Origin of the sequence: Streptomyces sp. NPDC006655, from assembly GCF_040703965.1 — a bacterium.
In the GTDB taxonomy this organism is placed as follows: Bacteria; Actinomycetota; Actinomycetes; order Streptomycetales; family Streptomycetaceae; genus Streptomyces.
Map to the genome: position 1 here is coordinate 13,051 of NZ_JBEYJU010000027.1, position 21,223 is coordinate 34,273.

At 71.8% G+C, this 21,223-nt stretch carries 23 protein-coding genes; 15 read left to right on the plus strand and 8 right to left on the minus strand.

The window, feature by feature from the left end:
* Window positions 1–29 precede the first annotated feature (29 nt).
* Window positions 30–677, plus strand: coding sequence for a thymidine kinase (locus AB0958_RS17745; protein WP_132893540.1), 648 nt, complete (start codon window positions 30–32; stop codon window positions 675–677).
* An 18-nt stretch (window positions 678–695) separates the two neighbouring features.
* Here AB0958_RS17745 and AB0958_RS17750 read toward each other — a convergent pair whose 3' ends face one another.
* Complete coding sequence (locus AB0958_RS17750) at window positions 696–1,496, minus strand: VOC family protein (protein ID WP_366891349.1); 801 nt, start codon at window positions 1,494–1,496, stop codon at window positions 696–698.
* 311 nt (window positions 1,497–1,807) lie between these two features.
* Between AB0958_RS17750 and AB0958_RS17755 the strand changes: the two genes are divergently transcribed.
* Window positions 1,808–2,650, plus strand: coding sequence for a sulfurtransferase (locus tag AB0958_RS17755; RefSeq protein ID WP_366891350.1), 843 nt, complete (start codon window positions 1,808–1,810; stop codon window positions 2,648–2,650).
* A gap of 83 nt (window positions 2,651–2,733) precedes the next feature.
* Here the strand turns inward: AB0958_RS17755 and sepH are convergent, their stop codons facing one another.
* The 5 genes from sepH to AB0958_RS17780 form a co-directional block, all read right to left on the minus strand.
* Window positions 2,734–3,768, minus strand: coding sequence for a septation protein SepH (gene sepH / locus AB0958_RS17760; protein WP_366891351.1), 1,035 nt, complete (start codon window positions 3,766–3,768; stop codon window positions 2,734–2,736).
* A 323-nt stretch (window positions 3,769–4,091) separates the two neighbouring features.
* Window positions 4,092–4,433: a hypothetical protein gene (locus AB0958_RS17765; protein WP_366891352.1), complete on the minus strand. Its 342-nt coding sequence runs from the start codon at window positions 4,431–4,433 to the stop codon at window positions 4,092–4,094.
* A gap of 210 nt (window positions 4,434–4,643) precedes the next feature.
* The gene (locus AB0958_RS17770; RefSeq protein ID WP_366891353.1) at window positions 4,644–4,958 is read right to left on the minus strand and encodes a hypothetical protein; all 315 of its coding nucleotides are present in this window, start codon (window positions 4,956–4,958) and stop codon (window positions 4,644–4,646) included.
* 17 nt (window positions 4,959–4,975) lie between these two features.
* Window positions 4,976–6,295 (minus strand): D-arabinono-1,4-lactone oxidase, encoded by a 1,320-nt coding sequence (locus AB0958_RS17775; protein WP_366891354.1) that lies wholly within the window; start codon window positions 6,293–6,295, stop codon window positions 4,976–4,978.
* Entirely contained in the window at window positions 6,255–7,493 is a 1,239-nt protein-coding gene (locus AB0958_RS17780) for an MFS transporter (protein ID WP_366891355.1), read from the minus strand. Before AB0958_RS17780 ends, AB0958_RS17775 begins: the two co-directional genes overlap by 41 nt.
* Before the next feature lie 158 nt (window positions 7,494–7,651).
* Between AB0958_RS17780 and AB0958_RS17785 the strand changes: the two genes are divergently transcribed.
* Together AB0958_RS17785 and AB0958_RS17790 are read left to right on the plus strand one after the other, a co-directional pair.
* Window positions 7,652–8,779: a ferrochelatase gene (locus tag AB0958_RS17785; protein ID WP_366891356.1), complete on the plus strand. Its 1,128-nt coding sequence runs from the start codon at window positions 7,652–7,654 to the stop codon at window positions 8,777–8,779.
* 8 nt (window positions 8,780–8,787) lie between these two features.
* Window positions 8,788–9,603: an inositol monophosphatase family protein gene (locus tag AB0958_RS17790; protein ID WP_366891358.1), complete on the plus strand. Its 816-nt coding sequence runs from the start codon at window positions 8,788–8,790 to the stop codon at window positions 9,601–9,603.
* 163 nt (window positions 9,604–9,766) lie between these two features.
* Here AB0958_RS17790 and AB0958_RS17795 read toward each other — a convergent pair whose 3' ends face one another.
* Window positions 9,767–9,940 (minus strand): hypothetical protein, encoded by a 174-nt coding sequence (locus AB0958_RS17795; RefSeq protein WP_165939545.1) that lies wholly within the window; start codon window positions 9,938–9,940, stop codon window positions 9,767–9,769.
* Window positions 9,941–10,359: 419 nt separating this feature from the next.
* Between AB0958_RS17795 and AB0958_RS17800 the strand changes: the two genes are divergently transcribed.
* The 4 genes from AB0958_RS17800 (at window position 10,360) to AB0958_RS17815 (ending at window position 13,904) form a co-directional block, all read left to right on the plus strand.
* Window positions 10,360–11,013 (plus strand): response regulator transcription factor, encoded by a 654-nt coding sequence (locus tag AB0958_RS17800; protein WP_003993508.1) that lies wholly within the window; start codon window positions 10,360–10,362, stop codon window positions 11,011–11,013.
* A 5-nt stretch (window positions 11,014–11,018) separates the two neighbouring features.
* Window positions 11,019–12,275 (plus strand): HAMP domain-containing sensor histidine kinase, encoded by a 1,257-nt coding sequence (locus tag AB0958_RS17805; RefSeq protein WP_366891408.1) that lies wholly within the window; start codon window positions 11,019–11,021, stop codon window positions 12,273–12,275.
* 401 nt (window positions 12,276–12,676) lie between these two features.
* Window positions 12,677–12,973, plus strand: a complete 297-nt coding sequence (locus tag AB0958_RS17810) for a DUF4193 domain-containing protein (RefSeq protein WP_003997302.1) — start codon at window positions 12,677–12,679, stop codon at window positions 12,971–12,973.
* Between the two features lie 13 nt (window positions 12,974–12,986).
* Complete coding sequence (locus AB0958_RS17815) at window positions 12,987–13,904, plus strand: hypothetical protein (RefSeq protein ID WP_366891359.1); 918 nt, start codon at window positions 12,987–12,989, stop codon at window positions 13,902–13,904.
* A gap of 84 nt (window positions 13,905–13,988) precedes the next feature.
* On the opposite strand, the gene AB0958_RS17820 is transcribed toward AB0958_RS17815, so the two are convergent.
* On the minus strand, window positions 13,989–14,453 hold the full coding sequence (locus tag AB0958_RS17820; RefSeq protein WP_132893522.1) for a DUF3093 domain-containing protein: 465 nt from the start codon (window positions 14,451–14,453) through the stop codon (window positions 13,989–13,991).
* 57 nt (window positions 14,454–14,510) lie between these two features.
* Here AB0958_RS17820 and AB0958_RS17825 point away from each other — a divergent pair, with 57 nt between their 5' ends.
* From AB0958_RS17825 to AB0958_RS17855, 7 genes are all read left to right on the plus strand, one after another.
* Complete coding sequence (locus AB0958_RS17825; RefSeq protein WP_366891360.1) at window positions 14,511–15,095, plus strand: PaaI family thioesterase; 585 nt, start codon at window positions 14,511–14,513, stop codon at window positions 15,093–15,095.
* Complete coding sequence (dut, locus tag AB0958_RS17830; protein ID WP_366891361.1) at window positions 15,092–15,643, plus strand: dUTP diphosphatase; 552 nt, start codon at window positions 15,092–15,094, stop codon at window positions 15,641–15,643. The genes AB0958_RS17825 and dut overlap by 4 nt, the downstream gene beginning before the upstream one ends.
* Window position 15,644: 1 nt before the next feature.
* On the plus strand, window positions 15,645–16,406 hold the full coding sequence (locus AB0958_RS17835; protein ID WP_366891362.1) for a DUF3710 domain-containing protein: 762 nt from the start codon (window positions 15,645–15,647) through the stop codon (window positions 16,404–16,406).
* Window positions 16,407–16,599: 193 nt separating this feature from the next.
* Window positions 16,600–19,167 (plus strand): sensor histidine kinase KdpD, encoded by a 2,568-nt coding sequence (locus AB0958_RS17840; protein ID WP_366891363.1) that lies wholly within the window; start codon window positions 16,600–16,602, stop codon window positions 19,165–19,167.
* Window positions 19,164–19,850, plus strand: coding sequence for a response regulator (locus AB0958_RS17845; RefSeq protein ID WP_366891364.1), 687 nt, complete (start codon window positions 19,164–19,166; stop codon window positions 19,848–19,850). Before AB0958_RS17840 ends, AB0958_RS17845 begins: the two co-directional genes overlap by 4 nt.
* Window positions 19,851–20,053: 203 nt before the next feature.
* Window positions 20,054–20,452, plus strand: coding sequence for an OB-fold nucleic acid binding domain-containing protein (locus AB0958_RS17850; protein WP_132893513.1), 399 nt, complete (start codon window positions 20,054–20,056; stop codon window positions 20,450–20,452).
* Between the two features lie 3 nt (window positions 20,453–20,455).
* On the plus strand, window positions 20,456–21,211 hold the full coding sequence (locus AB0958_RS17855; protein WP_366891365.1) for a DUF3159 domain-containing protein: 756 nt from the start codon (window positions 20,456–20,458) through the stop codon (window positions 21,209–21,211).
* The last annotated feature ends 12 nt before the right edge of the window (window positions 21,212–21,223 follow it).

The following is a 21,223-nucleotide window of genomic DNA, read 5'->3' on the forward strand; positions in this document are numbered from 1 at the left end:
GAAACTCGCCGAAAGGTGCTCAACTCCCCATGCCCGAGCTGGTGTTCTTCTCCGGAACGATGGACTGCGGGAAGTCGACGCTGGCTCTGCAGATCGAGCACAACCGATCGGCGCGCGGCCTCGTCGGCATGATCTTCAGCCGTGACGACCGCGCGGGCCACGGCAAGCTCTCCTCCCGCCTCGGACTGGTCACCGACGCCGTGGAGGTCGAGGACGAGCAGGACCTGTACGCCTACCTGGTCGACCATCTCTCCCAGGGCGGCCGGGCCGACTACGTCATCGCCGACGAGGCGCAGTTCCTGGGACCGGAGCAGATCGACCAGCTCGCGCGCGTGGTCGACGATCTCGGTCTCGACGTCTACGCGTTCGGCATCACCACCGACTTCCGCTCCAAGCTGTTCCCCGGCTCGCAGCGGCTGGTGGAGCTGGCCGACCGCGTCGAGGTCCTCCAGGTGGAGGCGCTGTGCTGGTGCGGCGCCCGCGCCACCCACAACGCCCGCACCGTCGGTGGCGAGATGGTCGTCGAGGGCGCCCAGGTGGTCGTGGGAGACGTCAACGAGGCGGCCGGGAAGGTCGGTTACGAGGTGCTCTGCCGACGCCACCACCGGCGCCGGATGACCGCCGCGTCGGCCCGCGCGGCGGCCCTGTCCCCGGACGTGCTCCCGGTCACCACGTAGGACGCCGGCACCGGCCCGTCACCGCGGGCCCTCGATCAGCGAGAACACCGCGCCCTCCGGGTCGGCCACCGTGGCGACCCGGCCGTGCGCGCTGTCCCGGGCCGGCCTCAGGACCTGCCCGCCCAGCTCGGCGACCGCACGCAGGGTGGCGTCCACGTCGGCCGCCTCGAAGTACGTCAGCCAGTGCGGCCCCCGGTCCCGGGGCAGCGAGAGGCCGACGCCGTGGATGCCGGCCACCGGGCGGCCCCCGACGTGCAGGGTCACGTAGTCGAAGTCGGCGGACACCACCGGCTCCTCCTCGTAACCGAACACCGTCGCGTAGAACTTGGCGACGCTCGACGTCTCGAAGGTGAGCAGCTCGTCCCAGACCGGTGTGCCCGGAACCCCGGTCAGGGAGGTGAGGAGGTGGGCCGAGGCCTGCCAGATGCCGAACACCGCGCCGGAGGGGTCGCTGGCGATGGCCATCCGCCCGGCCTCGGCCGCGTCGAGCGGCCCGACCCCCACCGTGCCCCCGCACAACCGGGCCGTCTCCGCCGTCAGATCCACGTCGTGCGAGGCGAAGTACGGCGTCCAGGCGATCGGCAGCCGCAGGTCCGGCGGCAGCTGACCGATGCCCGCGACCTCCCGCCCGTCGAGCAGGGCCCGGACGTAGGGGCCGAGCTGCTGCGGGCCGGGCTCGAACTCCCAGCCGAACAGCGCCCCGTAGAACTCCTCGGTCGTGGTCAAGCCGTGCACCATCAGACTCACCCAGCAGGGGGTGCCGGGCGCGCGCCGAGCGTGCGCGCCGTTCGGGCCGGCCGATCCCCGTACCTCGGTCATCGTCACTCTCTCCTCGGCCCCTCGCGGTGGCCGTGTCGCTTCCGCTCCGCGGACCGGTTGCACCCCGGTCGCGGGTACGCCCCGTACCGATGCCCGCACCGTCCGTGGCGACCTGTGGTCACGGCTGTGGGGCGGCCTCGCCGCGGGGATGCCTTGTCTGCCGCTTCCGCCCGTCCCGGTCGATCGCCGGGGGGCGTCCATCTGCTGTACAGCATGTGCCCGGTCCCGTACGCCAGGTGATCGAGCCTGCCCGGCCGAGCAGAGTAGTCGTACCTGGACGCCGCGGCCACCCCTGGCGTAAGGATGGGGCCATGGAAGCCATCATCACCGCAACCGAACTCGCCGACGCTCTGACCGGGCCGAACCCACCCGTCCTGCTGGACGTCCGCTGGCGGCTGACCTCGCCGGGCGCACCGCCGTTCGACGGCCGGGCCGCCTACGCGGAAGGCCACCTGCCGGGCGCGGTCTTCGTGGACCTGGACGGGGAACTCGCCTCCGCGCCCGGCGAGAACGGCCGGCATCCCCTGCCCGACCTGGCCGTCTTCGGTGCGGCGATGCGCCGCGCGGGCGTCTCGGCCGGCCGCCCGGTCGTGGTCTACGACGGGGGGCTGGGCTGGGCGGCCGCGCGCGCCTGGTGGCTGCTGCGCTGGACGGGTCACCCGGACGTGCGGGTCCTCGACGGCGGGTTGCCGTCCTGGGAGGGCGCCCTTTCGACCGACGTGGTCACGCCGGTCCAGGGCGACTTCGAACCGGCGCCCGACGCGGCCGGGTTGCTCGACGCCGACGGGGCGGCGGCGCTGGCTCGCTCGGGTGTGCTGCTCGACGCCCGCGCGGGGGAGCGGTACCGGGGGGAAGTGGAGCCGATCGACCGGGTCGGCGGGCACATCCCGGGCGCCGTGTCGGCGCCGACCGCCGAGAACGTCGGCCCGGACGGCCGGTTCCTGCCCGCCGCCGAGCTCCAGGGGCGGTTCAAGGGCTTGGGTGCCACGCAGGGGGCCGCGGTCGGCGTGTACTGCGGTTCGGGCGTCTCCGGCGCCCACGAGGTGCTCGCGCTGGCCGTCGCGGGCATCCCGGCGGCGCTGTACGTCGGTTCGTGGTCGGAGTGGTCCGCCGACGCCTCCCGACCGGTCGCGATCGGCCCCGACCCGCAGTAGGGCGACGTGAACGAGGGGAGGGGCACGCGCACGTGCCCCTCCCCTCGTTCATACGGTCGTAAGACCTGTTCTCGTCCTCGCGCCTACTCCTGCTTCTTGCGGCGCGTGCCGAAGACGATCTCGTCCCAGCTCGGCACCGCGGCCCGGCGCCCCGGGCGGACGCCGTCGGCCTCGGCCTGGCGGTCGGTGGCACCGATCAGCCGGTCGCGGTGGGCGCCGACCGAGCGGGGCATGAGGACGTCGGCGTAGGCGGAGCCGGCCGAGGCCGCGGGGGCCGGCGGCTCCTCGGCCACCGGTTCCTCGACGGGCTCCTCCAGCGGTTCCGCCGGGCGCTCCGGCACCACCAGGTCGCCCCGGAAGCTCGGCACCGCCTCCAGCAGGCTGGTCAGCGAGTCGCGCTCGGCGGCCGTCTCCTCGACCGGCTCGGCCGCCGCGGGCAGGCTCGGCCGCTCGCGGTCCCGGTCACCGGGACGGTCCAGCGGCCGGTCGCGCGGCAGCCGTGCGATCCGGGGCACGAACGGAAAGCTGGGCTCCGGCACCGCGAGGTCGTCGGACTCGCCGATCAGCGAGCGGGCCTCGTCGTCGACCGCCTGCACGAGCCGCCGGGGCGGGTCGTAGGTCCAGCTCGCCGAGTGCGGTTCACCGGCGACCCGGTAGACGAGGAGGACCTCCCAGGTGCCGTCGTCGCGGCGCCAGGAGTCCCACTGCACGGTGTCCTTGTCGGCACCGCGCAGCACCAGCCGTTCCTGCACGGCCTCGCCGAGCAGTGGACCGGAGTTCTCACCGGGCCGGCGGACGGGCGTCTTGCGGGCCCGCTCGGCCATGAAGGCGCGCTCGGCCAGTACCGGACCCTCGAAGCGCCGCACCCGGTCGACGGGGATCCCGGCGAGCTGCGCGACCTCTTCCGCCGTCGCGCCCGCACGTATCCGCGCCTGGATGTCTCGGGGCCGCAGATGGCTCTCGACCTCGATCTCGATCTGCCCGAGCCGGGGCCGGTCGCCGCGTACGGCGGCACGGAGCCGTTCGTCGATCGGAAGGGTGTACTCCGTAGAGTCGGCAGCCTTGAGCACCAGCCGTGTGCCGTCATTGGAGACGGCCACGACACGCAGTTCGGGCATGGGGACCTCCCGGGTGGTGCCTGCCGACGTCACGTGCGTCGCTGCTTCCGCTAGTCGAGTGTGGCCTGCCCGGGTGCAGCCTGCCACAACCTTGCCGAGTTGCCCGGCGTGTCGGGCGCAGGCCCTGGAACGCCGTTATGGCACGGTTACCTATTCGCAACGCTAAGTGACCAACTCCGTCACCCTGTGCAACGAGCCCCCTCCCGGCGGTCCTGCAAGGCCCCGGACACCCTGGCGGGAGACCGGACCCAGGGCTCGCAACAGTACTCCATTTGGGCCACGTGCGTGGATTGGCACGCCGCCGAACTTCTCGCAACAACCGCTCACCCACCGTCGGTTGCCCGCTCGCGGGGATCTTGAACGTGGCGTACTTCACGCAATCCGCAGAAACGGAACCAATGGTTTCGTCCGTACGTCCTTTTCTTGTGCAGTCGGTCGAACAAATAGGGGAAGGGCAGGCAAGGTTCAGGAATGCGTGAAAGGCCCGGATCCGGTGTCGAGACCAGAGCGGGGGAGGAGGTGAAGGGACGTCCGAAGCGGATCGACCTCAGCGTGCCCCAGGTCGCGGGCAGTGCGGTGGCCGCCGTGATGGCCGCCAAACTCGCATCCTCCTTCGGGGTGTACGGCACGATCCTCGGTGCCGGCGTCGTGAGCGTGATCGCCACCTGTGGCGGCACCTTGTTCCAGCATTTCTTCCAGCGCACGGGTCAGCAGTTCCGCGACGCGACCGGGGCGGCCAGACCCCGGGGCCCGGAACCCGCGGCGCCCGGCGCGTTCACCGAGGGCACCGTCTACCGCGCCCGGGTGCGGACCTGGCGGCGCCCGCTGGTCGCGGCCGCGTTGGTGTTCGCCGTGACCATGGCCGGCATCAGCACCTACGAACTGGTCTCCGGCGGCAGCTTCAGCGGTGGCTCCGGTACGACGGTCAGCGGCGCCGTCGCCGGCGGGACCAGGCCGTCCGGGGCGTCGGGATCCTCGCGGACCCCGGCCTCGTCCGTCCCGAAGTCCGGGCAGGGCGGCACCGCTTCGCCGGGTCCTTCGCCCTCGTCCCCGGCGCGGGACGGGTCGTCGAGGAGCCCGGCGCGGACGCCCGCCGACGCCGGGACCACGACGCCGGCGCCGGTCACGAGCGGGACCCCGGGCACAGCCGGGGAGTCGGGCGCGGACGGGCAGCCGAACGCGACTCCCACGCCCACCGGCTCCTCGGCTACTGCCCCAGAACCCTCCGCAGGTAGTCGTTCTGGAACAGCCGGTCCGGATCAAGCCGGTCCCGCAGCGCCGTGAACTCGCCGAAGCGGGGATAGACCTCCGCGAAGTAGTCCGCGTCGCGGGTGTGCACCTTGCCCCAGTGCGGACGCCCCTCGTGCGCGGTGAAGATCCGCTCGGCGGTCGTGAAGTACGCCTGGTAGGGGGTGCCCCGGAACATGTGTACGGCGATGTAGGCGCTGTCGCGGGCGGATGCGGTGGACAGCGCGATGTCGTCGGCGGGGGCGGTGCGGACCTCGACCGGGAAGTTGACCCTGAGACCGGAACGGTCGACCGCCGACTTCAGTTCCCGCAGCGTGTCCACCAGCGCCTCGCGCGGAACGGCGTACTCCATCTCCACGAAGCGCACCCGGCGCGGCGATGTGAAGACCTTGTAGGGGATGTCCGTGTAGGTCCGCGCGGACAGTGCCCTGCTGGAGATCCGGGCGATGGCCGGCACGACGGCGGGGGCCGCGCGGCCGACCAACTGGGCCGCGTGGAAGACGCCGTTGGAGAGGAACTCGTCCTCGAACCAGCCGGCGAGCTGTCCCACCGGCTGCGGCGGGCCCGCGCTGCGGTTGTTGCGCTTGGTGTTGGTGTTGCCGGTGTGCGGGAACCAGTAGAACTCGAAGTGCTCGTTCTCGGTGCGGAGCTCGTCGAACTCGGCGAGGACCCGGTCCAGGGGCATCGGTTCCTCGCGCGCGGTGAGCAGGAAGACCGGCTCCACCGCGAAGGTGATCGCGGTGACGATGCCGAGGGCGCCCAGGCCGATCCGGGCGGCCGCGAAGACCTCCGGATTCTCCTTCTCGGAGCAGGTGAGCACGGAGCCGTCGGCGGTGACCAGCTCGAGTTCCCTGATCTGGGCGGCGAGCGAGGCGGACTCCCGGCCGGTGCCGTGGGTGCCGGTGCTGGTGGCCCCGGAGACCGTCTGCTCCATGATGTCGCCCATGTTGGTCAGCGACAGACCCTCGCGGGCCAGGGCCACATTGAGCCTCTTGAGCGGGGTGCCGGCCTCGACCGTGACGGTCATCGCCTTGCGGTCGATGGCGCGGATGCCCGTCAGCAGGTGAGGGCGGATCGAGACACCGTCGGTCGCCGCGATCGCGGTGAAGGAGTGGCCGCTGCCCACCGCCTTCACCTTCAGTCCGTCCCGTGCCGCCTGCCGTACGGCCGCGGCCAGCTCGTCGACGGAGGCGGGGGCGACCTCCCGCGCGGGGCGAACGGTGACGTTCCCGCCCCAGTTACGCCACGTGCCGCTCCTGCCGCTCGCTGTACTGCTCAACGGTGCCTCCCCGACGCGTGACCGGCCTGTTGAGCCGGCGGTACCCGAGGAAACCGACCGCGACCGCGACGGCCCCGGACACGGCCGGGACCCCGTACCCCGCACGGGCGCCGGCCGCGTCGATCACCCAGCCGGCGACCGAGGAGCCGAGCGCCACCCCGACCGCGAGGCCGGTGCTCACCCAGGTCATGCCCTCGGTGAGCTTCGCGCGAGGTACGTGCTCTTCGATGAGGGACATCGTCGTGATCATCGTCGGTGCGATGGACAGGCCCGAAACGAACAGCGCCACGGCCAGAAGCGGCAAGTTTCCGACCAGTAGGAGGGGGATCATACTCACGGCCATCGCACATATGCCCAGCAGCCACCTGCGTTCCGGCCTGCCCGCGAACCGCATCAGGCCGAAGACCACCCCGGCCGCGCAGGAACCGGCCGCGTACAGGGCCAGGACCACGCTGGAAGCGCCCTTGTGGCCGCGTTCGTCGGCGAAGGCGACGGTCACCACGTCCACCGCCCCGAAGATCGCCCCGGTGGCCACGAAGGTCGCCACCAGCACCTGGAGGCCGGACGCGCGCAGCGCCGAGCCGCCGCCGTGGTGCTCGCGCGGGTGCGGCTGCGGCTCGGTGGCCCGCTGGGCGGTCAGCCAGAAGACGCCGGCCGCCAGGAAGCAGGCGGCCAGCAGCGGTCCCGCCTCCGGGAACCAGGCCGTGGACAGACCGATGGAGATGATCGGCCCGAAGATGAAGCAGACCTCGTCGACGACGGACTCGAACGAGTAGGCGGTGTGCAGCTGCGGGGTGCCCCGGTACAGGACCGCCCAGCGGGCCCGGATCATCGCGCCCAGACTCGGCACCGCGCCGATCCCGGCGGCGCACACGAACAGCGTCCAGTCCGGCCACCCGTAGTGCGCGGCGAACAGCAGCCCGGCCGCCGCCGCGAGCGCGAGCAGCGTCGCGGGGCGCAGCATCCGGCGCTGGCCGTACTGGTCGACCGACCGGGACACCTGCGGGCCGATCGCGGCGGCGGACAGTGCGATGGTCGCGGAGAGCGCGCCCGCGAGGCCGTACCGCCCGCTGATCTGGGAGACCATCGTGACCACGCCGATGCCCATCATGGACAGCGGCATCCGGCCGACGAAGCCCGCGGCGGAGAAGCCCTTCGTGCCGGGTGCGGCGAACAGAGCGCGATAAGGGCTGGGCACGGGGACTCCGACGGCTGGGTAAGGCGTGACTGCGGCTGATACAGCTTACGAGTGGGGGCGCCCGGATGCACCCGGTCGGCGGCCGGGATAAAGCTCCCGAATCCGACTCTTCACGCTCCTGTTTCCGGGCCGTCAGTGCCGGGTGGCAGGATCGGCTCATGTCAGACGCGCTCGATGCCACCCCCTACGACGCCCTGCTCCTGCTCTCCTTCGGCGGCCCGGAAGGCCCGGACGACGTGGTCCCGTTCCTGGAGAACGTGACACGCGGGCGAGGTATCCCGAAGGAACGCCTCAAGGAGGTCGGGCAGCACTACTTCCTGTTCGGCGGAGTCAGCCCGATCAACGACCAGAACCGCGCCCTGCTGGACGCCCTGCGCAAGGACTTCGCCGAGCACGGCCTGGACCTGCCGATCTACTGGGGCAACCGCAACTGGGCGCCGTACCTGACGGACACCCTGCGCGAGATGGTCGCCGACGGCCGCCGACGCATCCTGGTGCTCGCCACCAGCGCCTACGCCTCCTACTCGGGCTGCCGCCAGTACCGCGAGAACCTCGCCGACTCGCTGGCCGCGCTGGAGGCCGAGGGCCTGGAACTGCCGAGGATCGACAAGCTGCGGCACTACTTCAACCACCCCGGCTTCCTCGCCCCGATGATCGACGGGGTGCTCGCCTCGCTCGCCGACCTGCCCGAGGACGTCCGTGCGGGCGCCCACATCGCGTTCACCACCCACTCCATCCCGACCGCGTCCGCGGACACCTCCGGCCCCGTCGAGGCGCACGGCGAGGGCGGCGCGTACGTCGAGGAGCACCTGGACGTGGCCGAGGTGATCGCCGACGCCGTCCGCGAGCGCACCGGCGTCGACCACCCCTGGCGGCTCGTCTACCAGTCCCGCTCGGGCGCCCCGACCATCCCGTGGCTGGAACCCGACATCTGCGACCACCTGGAGGACCTGCACGGGGCGGGCGTCCCCGCCGTCGTCATGGCCCCCATCGGCTTCGTCTCCGACCACATGGAGGTCCTCTACGACCTCGACACGGAGGCCACGGCCAAGGCCGCGGAGCTGGGCCTGCCGGTACGGCGGTCCGCGACCGTCGGCGACGACCCGCGGTTCGCCGCCGCGATCCGTGACCTCGTCCTGGAGCGCGCCGCCAGGGAGCGCGGCCAGGAGGTCGCGCCCTGCGTCCTGGGCGCGCTCGGCGCGAGCCACGACCTCTGCCCCGTCGGCTGCTGCCCCGCCCGTGCTCCCCGGCCGGCCGCCGCGGGCGCCGACAGCCCCTACGCGTGAGGAGCCCCGTGACCGACGCCCCGTACTCGGACCTGCTGGACCTCGCCCGGGAGGCGGCCGCCCGCGCGGGCGAGCTGCTGCGGGACGGCCGTCCGGCCGACCTCTCCGTGGCCCGTACGAAGTCCAGCCCGATCGACGTCGTGACCGAGATGGACATCGCGGCCGAGAAGCTCATCACCGACCTGATCTCCGGCCACCGGCCCGACGACGGCTTCCTCGGCGAGGAGGGCGCGTCGACGCCGGGCACGAGCGGGATCCGCTGGGTGATCGACCCGCTCGACGGCACGGTCAACTACCTGTACGGCCTGCCGACCTGGGCGGTGTCCATCGCCGCCGAGCAGGACGGGGAGACCGTGGTCGGGGTCGTGGCGGCGCCGATGCGGGGCGAGACGTACCACGCGGTGCGGGGCGGCGGGGCCTGGGCGACCGGGGCGTGGCGGGGCGAGCGGGCGCTGGCCTGCCGGCCGGCCGCGCCGCTGGCCGAGGCCCTGGTCTCCACGGGCTTCAACTACGTGACGGACGTCCGCACCCACCAGGCCGAGGTCGCCGCCCGGCTGATCCCGCTGCTGCGCGACATACGCCGCGGCGGTTCGGCCGCGATCGACCTGTGCGACCTGGCCTGCGGCCGGCTGGACGGGTACTTCGAGCGCGGCCTGAACGCGTGGGACTGGGGCGCGGGCGACCTGATCGCGCGCGAGGCCGGTGCCCTGACGGGTGGCCGCCCCGGAGAACGCCCGTCCCGGGACCTGACGGTCGCGGGCACCCCAGGGGTCTTCGAGCCCCTCCAGCGCCTCCTGGAGGACTTCGGGGCCTGGCACGACTGAGGGCCGCCCCGGGCGCGGTCCCGGTCCCGGGAAGATGCTCGCAACGGCGGCCGGCAGGAATCGAACGCCGATGCGGGGGTAGGAGATCACACACGAGCAGGGCCCCGGCGCTGGATTCGCCGGGGCCCTGCTCGTGTGCCGGTGTGCTGCTGCTGCGGGACTGTCAGACGCTGGTCGCGCCGACTTCCACACCGTGTTCGGCGGCGAGGCGGCGCAGGTCGTCGAGCTCGGCCTGCTCCACTTCGACGAGGAAGTCGTCGCCCTCGTCACGAGCCCGGGTGATGTCGGACTCGGTCGCCTTTATGCGCTGCAGAAGTCCTGTCGTGAATGCGTCCATGCTGCGCCCCCTCGTCCTGGGTCGTGGGTCGGTGGCACGGGGAAGTGCCGTTGGGAAGGGGCGATCACGTCTTAGCGGGTGCCCAGCGCTGCCCTGCTGGGCGGCGACGGTGCCGGACACCCCCGTCGTCCACTCTGCTGTAGCGGCGACGTACGTACCGCATGGTGCTGCGGCACATGCAGAGCGTGATCGCGGGGTGTACATGCGGTCCTCCCCCCGCTCCCCTCCGTGGAAACCTCAACCGCAGGAGAAAATCTGGCATTCCCGCCCCACGGCATCCGATCCGGCTGTCCCGGCCCCCGTCTTACTGCCGACTTACGGCCGAAAAGGGCAGGATGGAGGCACCACACCCCATGCAGACCCCCGCCCGGGTGCGCCTGGTGCGCGCTACGCGGGTGGACAGAGGAAGGACAAGCGACGTGCGCGTACTCGTCGTCGAGGACGAGCAGCTGCTCGCCGATGCGGTGGCCACCGGACTGCGCCGGGAGGCCATGGCCGTCGACGTCGTGTACGACGGCGCGGCCGCCCTGGAGCGCATCGGCGTCAACGACTACGACGTGGTCGTCCTCGACCGGGACCTCCCCCTCGTGCACGGCGACGACGTCTGCCGCAAGATCGTCGAACTCGGCATGCCCACGCGCGTGCTGATGCTCACCGCGTCCGGCGACGTCAGCGACCGCGTCGAGGGCCTGGAGATCGGCGCCGACGACTACCTCCCCAAGCCCTTCGCGTTCAGCGAGCTCATCGCCCGCGTGCGCGCCCTCGGCCGGCGTACCAGCGTGCCGCTGCCGCCCGTCCTGGAGCGCGCCGGCATCAAGCTCGACCCGAACCGCCGCGAGGTCTTCCGGGACGGCAAGGAGGTCCAGCTCGCGCCCAAGGAGTTCGCCGTCCTGGAGGTGCTGATGCGCAGCGAGGGCGCGGTGGTCAGCGCCGAGCAGCTCCTGGAGAAGGCCTGGGACGAGAACACCGACCCCTTCACCAACGTGGTGCGCGTGACCGTGATGACCCTGCGCCGCAAGCTCGGCGAGCCCCCTGTCATCGTCACCGTCCCCGGCTCGGGATACCGGATCTGATGAACGTGGCGACCACTCCCGCACCCCCGCAGGCCCCTCCGAAGCCCACCTGGGACCCCAGGAGACCGCAGCCGGTCTTCCCGTGGCTGCGCCCGACCATCCGGATACGGCTCACCCTGCTGTACGGCGGCATGTTCCTGATCGCCGGCATCCTGCTGCTGTCGATCATCTACCTGCTCGCCGCGCAGGCGATCAGCACCGGCAACCAGCCGCTGTTCAAGATCGTCGGCTACGACAAGCTGTCGGTCTCCAGCGACAACTGCCCCGCGATCAACATGGCCGGCTCCAGCTCCCTGTCGCTGGGGGACTTCAACAGCGCGATCGCCCAGTGCGTGGACCACCAGCGCCAGGCGGCCCTGGACAACCTGCTCAGCCGCTCGCTGCTCGCCCTGCTGGGCCTGGCCGTGATCGCCTTCGCGTTCGGCTACGCGATGGCCGGCCGGGTGCTGTCCCCGCTCGGCCGGATCACCCGGACCGCCCGCGCGGTGGCCGGCTCGGACCTGTCCCGCCGGATCGAGCTGGACGGCCCCGACGACGAGCTGAAGGAACTCGCGGACACCTTCGACGACATGCTGGAGCGATTGCAGCGGGCCTTCACCGCCCAGCAGCGCTTCGTCGGCAACGCCTCGCACGAACTGCGCACGCCCCTGGCGATCAACCGCACGCTCCTGGAGGTGCACCTCTCCGATCCGGGCGCTCCCGTGGAGCTCCAGCAGCTCGGCAAGACGCTGCTGGCCACCAACGAGCGCAGTGAGCAGCTCGTGGAGGGCCTGCTGCTGCTCGCCCGCAGCGACAACCAGATCGTCGAGCGCAAACCCGTCGACCTGGCCGAGGTGGCCACCCAGGCCGTCGACCAGGTGCACGCCGAGGCGGAGGCCAAGGGCGTGACGATCAGGGGCGTACGGAAACCGGCCGTGGTCCAGGGCAACGGCGTGCTGCTGGAGCGGATCGCCCTGAACCTGCTGCAGAACGCGGTGCGCTACAACGTGCCCGAGGACGGGTGGGTCGAGGTCACCACCGAGATCCAGCACGGCCAGGCGGTACTCTCCGTGTCGAACACCGGTCCGGTGGTGCCGGCGTACGAGATCGACAACCTCTTCGAGCCCTTCAGGCGGCTCCGTACCGAGCGCACGGGCAGCGACAAGGGCGTCGGCCTCGGCCTGTCCATCGTGCGCTCCGTGGCGCGGGCGCACGGCGGTCACATCGCCGCCCAGCCCCGCGAGGGCGGAGGGCTCGTGATGAGAGTCACGCTGCCGGTCTGATGGCTTTACAAGATCGCGACACACGCGAGGGATGTTCGCTTTGCGCTGAATTTTCGGACGGCGTGGTGCGTCGCCCCGTGTGTGATCGATCACAGGGGCGGATTTCCGGCCATCTACTCTCAGTGATCATGGCCGGGGGAATAAAGGCGGGAAAATCCCTGTTTTCAGGGGTCTTGATCACGGGAAGTACAGGGTGAGGCGCCTTTGAGGTGTCTCGTGAGGACCGTGTACGGTCCCCATCGCCATTCAACCCGATCACTCTTGAGGGGTCCGGTTGGGTGTCGATTGAGTAACAGACCTTGATGTGAGGCAAAATCTCCGCCTCGGGTCGGGCACAAGTCCGGCCTCTCACGCGTTACGTGCGCTGGAGACACCGCAGACACCCAGAGGGGGAGAGCGACATGGCAACCGATTACGACACTCCACGCAAGACCGACGACGACGTCGACTCGGACAGCCTTGAAGAGCTGAAGGCTCGGAGGAACGACAAGTCGACGTCCTCGGTGGACGTCGACGAGTTCGAGGCCGCGGAAGGCCTCGAACTTCCCGGCGCGGACCTCTCGAACGAGGAACTGGCCGTCCGGGTGCTGCCCAAGCAGCAGGACGAGTTCACCTGCATGAGCTGCTTCCTGGTGCACCACCGCAGCCAGCTGGCCCGCGAGAAGAACGGTCAGCCGATCTGCCGCGACTGCGACTGAGAGCGGGTCGGGCATGACTGGCTCGACCCCACCTCGGAAGCGCCGTTTCCCTCTGCGGGGAGCGGACTCGGGGCCGTCCGACGGCCCACGCGCGCGTGACGTCGAGCGGGGCTCGTCCGATCCGGGAGCCTCGCTCGAACCGGCGGCCGGCCGGGGTGACCTCCCGGCGCCGTCGGAGCAGCCCGCGCCCGTCGCCAGGCGACGGGCCGCGGTCATCCGCGGCAAGGCCGTGGAGATGGCCCGGGAAGGCGCCCGTAAGGGCGGCAGCCGGGCGAAGGCCGGGCTGGCGTACCTGGCCGACCGGATCATCGAGATCGCCCCGCGTGTCCCCGTACGTGACCTCGCGACCCTGCGCCGGCAGTTCCCGGGCCTCGGGCCCGAGCAGCTCGCCGACAAACTGGTGGCGGGCGCCGCGGGCGCGACCTCGGCGGTCGGGGCCGGGGTCGGCGCGGCGGCGATGCTGCCGGTGCCGCCGGCGATGCCGACCGAGCTGGCCGCGGAGATCACCGGGGTGGCGGCGATCGAGCTCAAACTGATCGCCGAACTCCACGAGGTGTACGGCGCCCGGCCGCCGGGGAACCTGAAGGCCCGCAGCACCGCGTATCTGTCCTCCTGGTCGGGGGAGCGCGGGATCGACGTGATGAGACCGTCGACGGTCAACAACGCCCTCGGCGGGCAGATGAAGCGCGAGCTGCGCCAGCAGATCATGAAGCGGATGGTCCGGGATCTGCCCAACCTGATGCCGTTCATGGTCGGCGCCGCGGTGGGCGCGGTCATGAACCGCCGGGACACCAGGAAACTCGCGGCGCGGATCCGCAAGGACCTGAGAAAGATCCAGGTGCCCTGGGAGGAACTGCCGGAGCTGCCGCCGCTGGAGAAGCCGGCCGAGCCGCTGCCGATCGCCGAGCTGCCCGAGGACTTCGGCGCCTGACGCCCGCCCGCTCCGGGCCCGTCACACCCGCCACACCTGCGTGGCCCTCACCCCTGCGTGGTCCTCACCTCGGCGCGGTGGTCCTCACGCCTGCGCGGTCTTCGCCGCCTCGATCGCCGCCGCCAGGGCCTCCGGCTGCCTCGTCGACAGGTACAGGTACGGCGTCGGGTCCTGCGGGTCCGTGACCTCCACGCGCAGTGCCGTCGGGATGTAGGCGCGCAGCAGCAGGAACGCGCGCACGTCGGCCTTGTAGGTGCGCCAGGCGCGTGTCTCCTCGGGGTCGAGGACGTGTGCCTCGCCGAGGGCCGACACCGGGATCTTCGCCTCGCCCGCGATCAGCGAGTCGCCCACCACCCGGATCCGCTGGGAGCCGTACGAGCTGGCCACCACCGCTGCCGCCGCCGTGCCGCCGGCCAGGCCGCCGAGCGCCGGCAGGGTGCCGAAGGGCAGCAGTATCAGGGCGAAGGAGACACCGACCAGGAAGCTGATGAACCACCACGACCGCGGGGCGGTGAGGCGTTCTTCGTACGGGGTGGCGGAAAGCTGCATGGAGCAAGCTTGGCACGGTGTCCGGATTCACCGGACGCGCGGGTAAGGTCTGCGGCTGTGAGTGGTAGTTCCGCAGCTCTTCAGCCTCCCGCCGGTAGCCGGAAACCCGAGCGGCATCCCGATGCGCCCGCGCCCGGCGAGCTCATCGGCGCACACTACGAACACTGTTTCGGATGTGGCCACGGGCAGGCGCACGGGCTGCACCTGGAGGCACGGGCCGGCGAGGGGGTCTCCCTGACCGCCGAGTTCACCGTGCGCCCCGCTCACCAGGGCGCCCCGGGTCTCGCGCACGGCGGGGTGCTCGCCACCGCCCTCGACGAGACGCTCGGCTCGCTCAACTGGCTGCTGCGGAAGATCGCCGTCACCGGACGTCTGGAGACGGACTTCGTGCGGCCGGTGCCCGTCGGCACCACGCTCCACTTGGCGGCCGAGGTCCTCGCCGTGGCGGGCCGGAAGATCTACTCGACCGCCACCGGCCGTGTGGACGGCCCGGAGGGTCCCGTCGCCGTCCGCGCGGACGCCCTCTTCATCGAGGTGCCGGTGGAGCACTTCACCGATCACGGCCGCAAGGAAGAGATCCGGGCCGCCATGAGCGACCCGGACCGGATCAGGCGCGCCCGCGCCTTCGAGGTGAACCCGTGAGCCCCGCTCCCCTGAACGTCCTGCTGCGCCGCCTCGACCCCGACGTACCGCTCCCCGCGTACGAGCACCCCGGTGACGCGGGCGCCGATCTGCGCACCACCGAGGCGTGCGAGCTGGCACCGGGTGAACGGGCCGTGCTGCCCACGGGGGTGTCGATCGCCCTCCCGGACGGGTACGCGGCCTTCGTGCACCCCCGTTCGGGGCTCGCCGCCCGGTGCGGTGTGGCTCTCGTGAATGCCCCGGGGACGATTGATGCCGGGTACCGTGGGGAGATCAAGGTGATCGTGGTGAATCTCGACCCGCGCGAGGCCGTGCGGTTCGAGCGCTTCGACCGGATCGCCCAACTGGTCGTCCAGCAGGTCGAGAGGGTCCGCTTCCAGGAGGTGGCGGAACTTCCCGACTCGGCGCGGGCCGAGGGGGGCTTCGGGTCCACCGGCGGTCATGCCGCGGTGGGCGACGTGAGCGGCACAAGCGGTCAGGCCGCCGAGGGCGGTCGGACGGGTGGGAATCGATACGCTTCGGTCGTATCCGACCGGGAAGGACAGTGACGTGTTCGGACGTCGCAACAAGAAGGGTGCCGCCGAGGACGCGGCCGGCGAGGCCGAGCAGGTCGTCGACAACGTCGACACCGAGGCGGACGAGGAAGAGGGCGAGCGCGAGCGCGTACGCCTGGAACCGGAGCCCCGGCCCGACGGGCCGTGGGACGCCAGTGAGGTGCGCGACCCCGGCGAGGGCCGGGTGGACCTCGGCGGTCTGTTCGTGCCCGGAGTGGACGGCATGGAGCTCCGGGTGGAGGTCGCGGGCGACGCGATCGTCGCGGCGACCGTCGTACTGCGCGACAGCGCCATCCAGTTGCAGGCCTTCGCCGCGCCCAAGCGCGAGGGCATCTGGGGCGAGGTGCGCGAGGAGATCGGCTCCGGCATCACCCAGCAGGGCGGCATCGTCGACGAGGTCGAGGGTCCGCTGGGCTGGGAGCTGCGGGCCCAGGTGCCGGTGCAGCTGCCGGACGGCACGGGCGGCTTCCAGGTCGTGCGGTTCGTGGGCGTGGACGGGCCGCGCTGGTTCCTGCGCGGGGTGATCTCCGGGCAGGGGGCGGTGCAGCCGCAGGCCGCCGGGCTCCTGGAGCAGATCTTCCGGGACACCGTGGTGGTCCGCGGCGAGGGCCCGATGGCCCCCCGCGACCCGATCGTCCTGAAGCTGCCGAACGACGCCCAGATGGTCCCCGAGGGCGTCCAGCAGGAGGAGTCCTCGCGCTTCTCCGGCGGCATGGGCCAGCTGCAGCGCGGACCGGAGATCACCGAGGTCCGCTAGGCGCCGCGCCCGACGGAACCGTTCGAGAGCCGCATCCTCCGGGTGCGGCTCTTTTCGGCTCGGGCGCCGGCGCGCGCGTCCATCAGGGTTCCGTCAAAGATGCCCGCGGCCCCGCCTTCCGTCCCGCTCGCCGGGACCGTTGGCCGTAAGGTCGACGCTGCGTAGGCGGCAGTTACGGGAAGACAATGGGGCCATGGCACGCGGCAAGCTTCGGATCTACCTCGGTGCGGCACCGGGCGTGGGCAAGACGTACGCCATGCTCTCCGAGGCGCACCGGCGCGTGGAGCGCGGCACCGACTGCGTGGTCGCCTTCGTCGAACACCACGGGCGCACCCGCACCGAGGTGATGCTGCACGGCCTGGAGCAGGTCCCGCGCCGGGAGCTGGAGTACCGGGGCGCCGTCTTCACCGAGATGGACGTGGACGCCGTGCTGCGCCGCGCCCCCGCGGTCGCCCTCGTGGACGAACTCGCCCACACCAACGTCCCCGGCTCCCGCAACGCCAAGCGCTGGCAGGACGTCGAGGAACTGCTCGCGGCCGGCGTCGACGTCGTCTCCACCGTCAACATCCAGCATCTGGAGTCGCTCGGCGACGTCGTCGAGGCCATCACGGGCGTACGCCAGCGCGAGACGGTGCCCGACGAGGTGGTACGGCGCGCGGACCAGATCGAACTGGTCGACATGTCACCCCAGGCGCTGCGCCGGCGCATGGCGCACGGCAACATCTACCAGCCGGACAAGGTCGACGCGGCCCTGTCCAACTACTTCCGGCCCGGCAACCTCACCGCCCTGCGGGAACTCGCCCTGCTGTGGGTCGCGGACCGGGCCGACGAGTACCTGAAGCAGTACCGCAGCGAGCACCAGGTGTCGGCGATCTGGGGTTCCCGGGAGCGGATCGTCGTAGGGCTCACCGGCGGCCCCGAGGGGCGCACGCTGATCCGGCGGGCCGCCCGGCTCGCCGAGAAGGGCGCCGGCGGCGAGGTGCTCGCCGTCTACATCTCCCGCAGCGACGGACTGACCTCGGCCTCCCCGAAGGAACTCGCCGTCCAGCGCACCCTCGTCGAGGACCTCGGCGGCACCTTCCACCACGTCGTCGGCGAGGACATCCCGGCGGCACTGCTCGACTTCGCGCGCGGGGTCAACGCCACCCAGATCGTCCTCGGCTCCTCACGCCGCAAGGCCTGGCAGTACGTCCTCGGACCCGGCGTCGGCGCCACCGTCGCCCGGGAGTCGGGACCCGACCTGGACGTCCACATCGTCACCCACGGCGAGGCGGGCAAGGGCCGCGGGCTGCCGGTGGCCCGGGGTGCCCGGCTCGGGCGCGGCCGGATCATCGCGGGCTGGGTGGTCGGCCTGGCCGGCCCGGCCGTCATGGCGGTCCTGCTGAACACGGTCAACCTGGGCCTCGCCAACGACATGCTGCTGTTCCTGACCCTCACGGTCGCGGCGGCGCTGCTCGGCGGGCTCTTCCCGGCGCTGGCCTCGGCGGCCTTCGGCTCGCTGCTGCTCAACTACTTCTACACCCCGCCCCTGCACCGGCTGACCGTCGCCGACCCGAAGAACATCGTCGCCATAGTGATCTTCTTCGGGGTCGCGCTGTCGGTCGCCTCGGTCGTGGACCTGGCCGCCCGCCGCACCCACCAGGCCGCCCGGCTGCGCGCCGAGTCCGAGATCCTCTCCTTCCTCGCCGGCAACGTGCTGCGCGGCGAGACCAGCCTGGAGGAACTCCTCGAACGGGTCCGGGAGACCTTCGGCATGGAGTCCGCGGCCCTGCTGGAGCGGGCGGGCGACGTCGAGCCCTGGACCTGCGCCGGACGGGCCGGCTTCGGACCCGCCCTGGAGCGGCCCGAGGAGGCCGACGTCGACATGCCCGTGGGCGACCACATGGCCCTCGCGCTGACCGGCCGGGTGCTGCCCGCCGAGGACCGCAGGGTGCTCGCCGCCTTCGCCGCCCAGGCAGCCGTCGTACTGGACCGCAGGCGCCTCCAGGAGGAGGCCGAACAGGCCCGCGCGCTCGCCGAGGGCAACCGGATCCGCACCGCGCTGCTGGCGGCCGTCAGCCACGACCTGCGCACGCCGCTGTCCGCGATCAAGGCGGCGGTCACCTCGCTCCGCTCGGACGACGTGGCCTGGTCCGAGGAGGACCGGGCGGAACTCCTCGAAGCCATCGAGGAGGGCGCCGACCGGCTCGACCACCTCGTCGGCAACCTGCTCGACATGTCCCGGCTGCAGACCGGCACCGTCACCGCGATCGTCCGTGAGATCGACCTCGACGAGGTGGTCCCGATGGCGCTGGTCGGCGTCCCCGAGGGCAGCGTGGACCTGGACGTGCCCGAGACCCTGCCGATGGTCGAGGCCGACGCCGGGCTGCTGGAGCGGTCGGTGGCCAACCTGGTCGAGAACGCCGTCAAGTACAGCCCGTACGACCGGCCCGTGCTCGTCTCCGCCAGTCCCCTCGCGGACCGCGTGGAGGTGCGGATCGTGGACCGCGGGCCCGGCGTGCCCGACGACGCCAAGGAGCGCATATTCGAGCCCTTCCAGCGTTACGGTGACGCTCCGCGCGGCGCCGGGGTCGGACTCGGGCTCGCGGTCGCCCGCGGCTTCGCCGAGGCGATGGGCGGCACCCTCGACGCCGAGGACACGCCGGGCGGCGGGCTCACCATGGTCCTGAGCCTGCGCGCGGCGGGATCCTCCGCCGCGGCGGCGGGGGAGACGGCGGAGACGGTGAAGGCAGTGGCGGAACCGGAAAGGCAGGCCTCATGACCCGTGTGCTCGTGGTCGACGACGAGCCGCAGATCGTGCGCGCCCTCGTGATCAACCTCAAGGCGCGCAAGTACGAGGTCGACGCGGCCCCCGACGGCCGTACCGCCCTCGAGCTCGCCGCCTCCCGCCACCCCGACGTGGTCGTGCTCGACCTCGGCCTGCCGGACATGGACGGCGTCGAGGTGATCAGGGGGCTGCGCGGCTGGACCCGGGTGCCGATCCTGGTCCTGTCGGCCCGCCACTCCTCCGACGAGAAGGTCGAGGCGCTCGACGCGGGTGCCGACGACTACGTCACCAAGCCCTTCGGGATGGACGAGCTGCTGGCCCGCCTCAGGGCCGCCGTACGGCGCGCCGAGCCCGTCGCCGGGGGCGGCGAGGACGACGTCCTGGTGGAGACCGAGGGGTTCACCGTCGACCTGGCCGCGAAGAAGGTCAACCGGGCCGGCCGCGACGTCCGGCTCACGCCGACCGAGTGGCACCTGCTGGAGGTCCTGGTCCGCAACACCGGCCGGCTGGTCGGCCAGAAGCAGCTGCTCCAGGAGGTCTGGGGACCGTCGTACGGGACGGAGACCAACTACCTGCGGGTGTACATGGCCCAGCTCCGCAGGAAACTGGAGACGGACCCCGCGCACCCGAAGCACTTCATCACGGAGCCGGGGATGGGGTACCGGTTCGAGACGTGAGCCGGGGTCCGGCCGGGGGTCCGGGGGTTGGCCCCCGGGGGATGGCGCATCACGGAGCCGGGGATGGGGTACCGGTTCGAGACGTGAGCCGGGCTTTCGGGGACGACGTGAGCCGGGCTTTCCGGGACGACGTGAGCCGGGCTTTCGGGGACGACGTGAGCTGGGCTACGGCGGTGTCCGCGGGCCCCGGTAGGCTTTCAGACATGAGTGCTGTTCCTCGTTCCGAAAAGCCGGCCGGCCGGTTCCGGCGCATGCTCGACCGGCTCTCCTCGTCGCAGGAGGACCTGGAGTCGGAGGAGCTGCGCGAGGACGCCGACACGACCGGATGCACCCGGATCGGTGACTGTCAGGACCGGCAGATCGTCACCGTTACTGGTACCTTGCGCACGGTCACCCTACGACCGCGAGCCGGAGTCCCGGCCCTGGAGGCCGAGCTGTTCGACGGCTCCGCCGCACTGGACGTGGTGTGGCTCGGCAGGCGCTCCATCGTCGGCATAGAACCGGGGCGCAGGCTGATCGCATCGGGCCGGATCTCGCTGAGCCGGGGCCGCCGGGTGCTGTTCAACCCCAAGTACGAACTGAGACCCCTCGGTAGGGAGTAGCCGGTGACGTCGCTCGACAAGCCGACCGAAGACACGCAGGCTCAGGACGACGCGCGGGCGGTGACCGAGGCCGCGCTGTTCGAGGCCTTCGGCGGGGTGCGCGGCATGGTCGAGACGGTGCTGCCCGGCCTGCTGTTCGTCACGATCTTCACCATCAACAAGGACCTGCACTGGTCGGCGATCGCCGCCCTCGCGGTCTCCGTGGTGCTGGTCGTGGTGCGGCTCGCCATGAGGGACACCGTCAAGCACGCCTTCAGCGGTGTCTTCGGCGTCGCCTTCGGTGTCGTCTTCGCGATGATGACCGGCAACGCCAAGGACTTCTACCTCCCCGGCATGCTCTACACGCTGGGCCTGGCGCTGGCGTACATCGTCACGACCCTCTGCGGGGTCCCCCTGATCGGACTGATCCTCGGCCCGGTCTTCAAGGAGAACCTCTCCTGGCGCACCCGCAACCCGGGCCGCAAGACGGCGTACGCCAAGGCCAGCTGGGCGTGGGGCCTGATCCTGCTCGCCAAGTGCGCGATCCTCTTCCCGCTGTACTGGTGGGCCAACACCGCCCAACTGGGCTGGGTACTGGTCGCGTTGAAGATCCCGCCGTTCCTGCTCGCCGTCTGGCTCACCTGGGTCTTCCTGGCGAAGGCACCGGCTCCGATCGACGTCTTCGCGGAGATGGAGGCGGCGGAGAAGGCCGAGGAGGAGCGCAAGGCCGCCCTGGCGGCGGAGCAGGGCGAGCCCTCCGCCGGACGCCACCGCAAGTAGCCGGACACCGGA

Coding starts and splice junctions, on each gene's coding strand:
- AB0958_RS17820 (WP_132893522.1), bottom strand. CDS start 14,453: ATGCAGCTTTCCGCCACCCCGTACGAAGAACGCCTCACCGCCCCGCGG.
- AB0958_RS17850 (WP_132893513.1), top strand. CDS start 20,054: ATGAGTGCTGTTCCTCGTTCCGAAAAGCCGGCCGGCCGGTTCCGGCGC.
- AB0958_RS17750 (WP_366891349.1), bottom strand. CDS start 1,496: ATGACCGAGGTACGGGGATCGGCCGGCCCGAACGGCGCGCACGCTCGG.
- AB0958_RS17745 (WP_132893540.1), top strand. CDS start 30: ATGCCCGAGCTGGTGTTCTTCTCCGGAACGATGGACTGCGGGAAGTCG.
- AB0958_RS17845 (WP_366891364.1), top strand. CDS start 19,164: ATGACCCGTGTGCTCGTGGTCGACGACGAGCCGCAGATCGTGCGCGCC.
- AB0958_RS17840 (WP_366891363.1), top strand. CDS start 16,600: ATGGCACGCGGCAAGCTTCGGATCTACCTCGGTGCGGCACCGGGCGTG.
- AB0958_RS17785 (WP_366891356.1), top strand. CDS start 7,652: ATGTCAGACGCGCTCGATGCCACCCCCTACGACGCCCTGCTCCTGCTC.
- AB0958_RS17810 (WP_003997302.1), top strand. CDS start 12,677: ATGGCAACCGATTACGACACTCCACGCAAGACCGACGACGACGTCGAC.
- sepH (WP_366891351.1), bottom strand. CDS start 3,768: ATGCCCGAACTGCGTGTCGTGGCCGTCTCCAATGACGGCACACGGCTG.
- AB0958_RS17815 (WP_366891359.1), top strand. CDS start 12,987: ATGACTGGCTCGACCCCACCTCGGAAGCGCCGTTTCCCTCTGCGGGGA.
- AB0958_RS17755 (WP_366891350.1), top strand. CDS start 1,808: ATGGAAGCCATCATCACCGCAACCGAACTCGCCGACGCTCTGACCGGG.
- AB0958_RS17795 (WP_165939545.1), bottom strand. CDS start 9,940: ATGGACGCATTCACGACAGGACTTCTGCAGCGCATAAAGGCGACCGAG.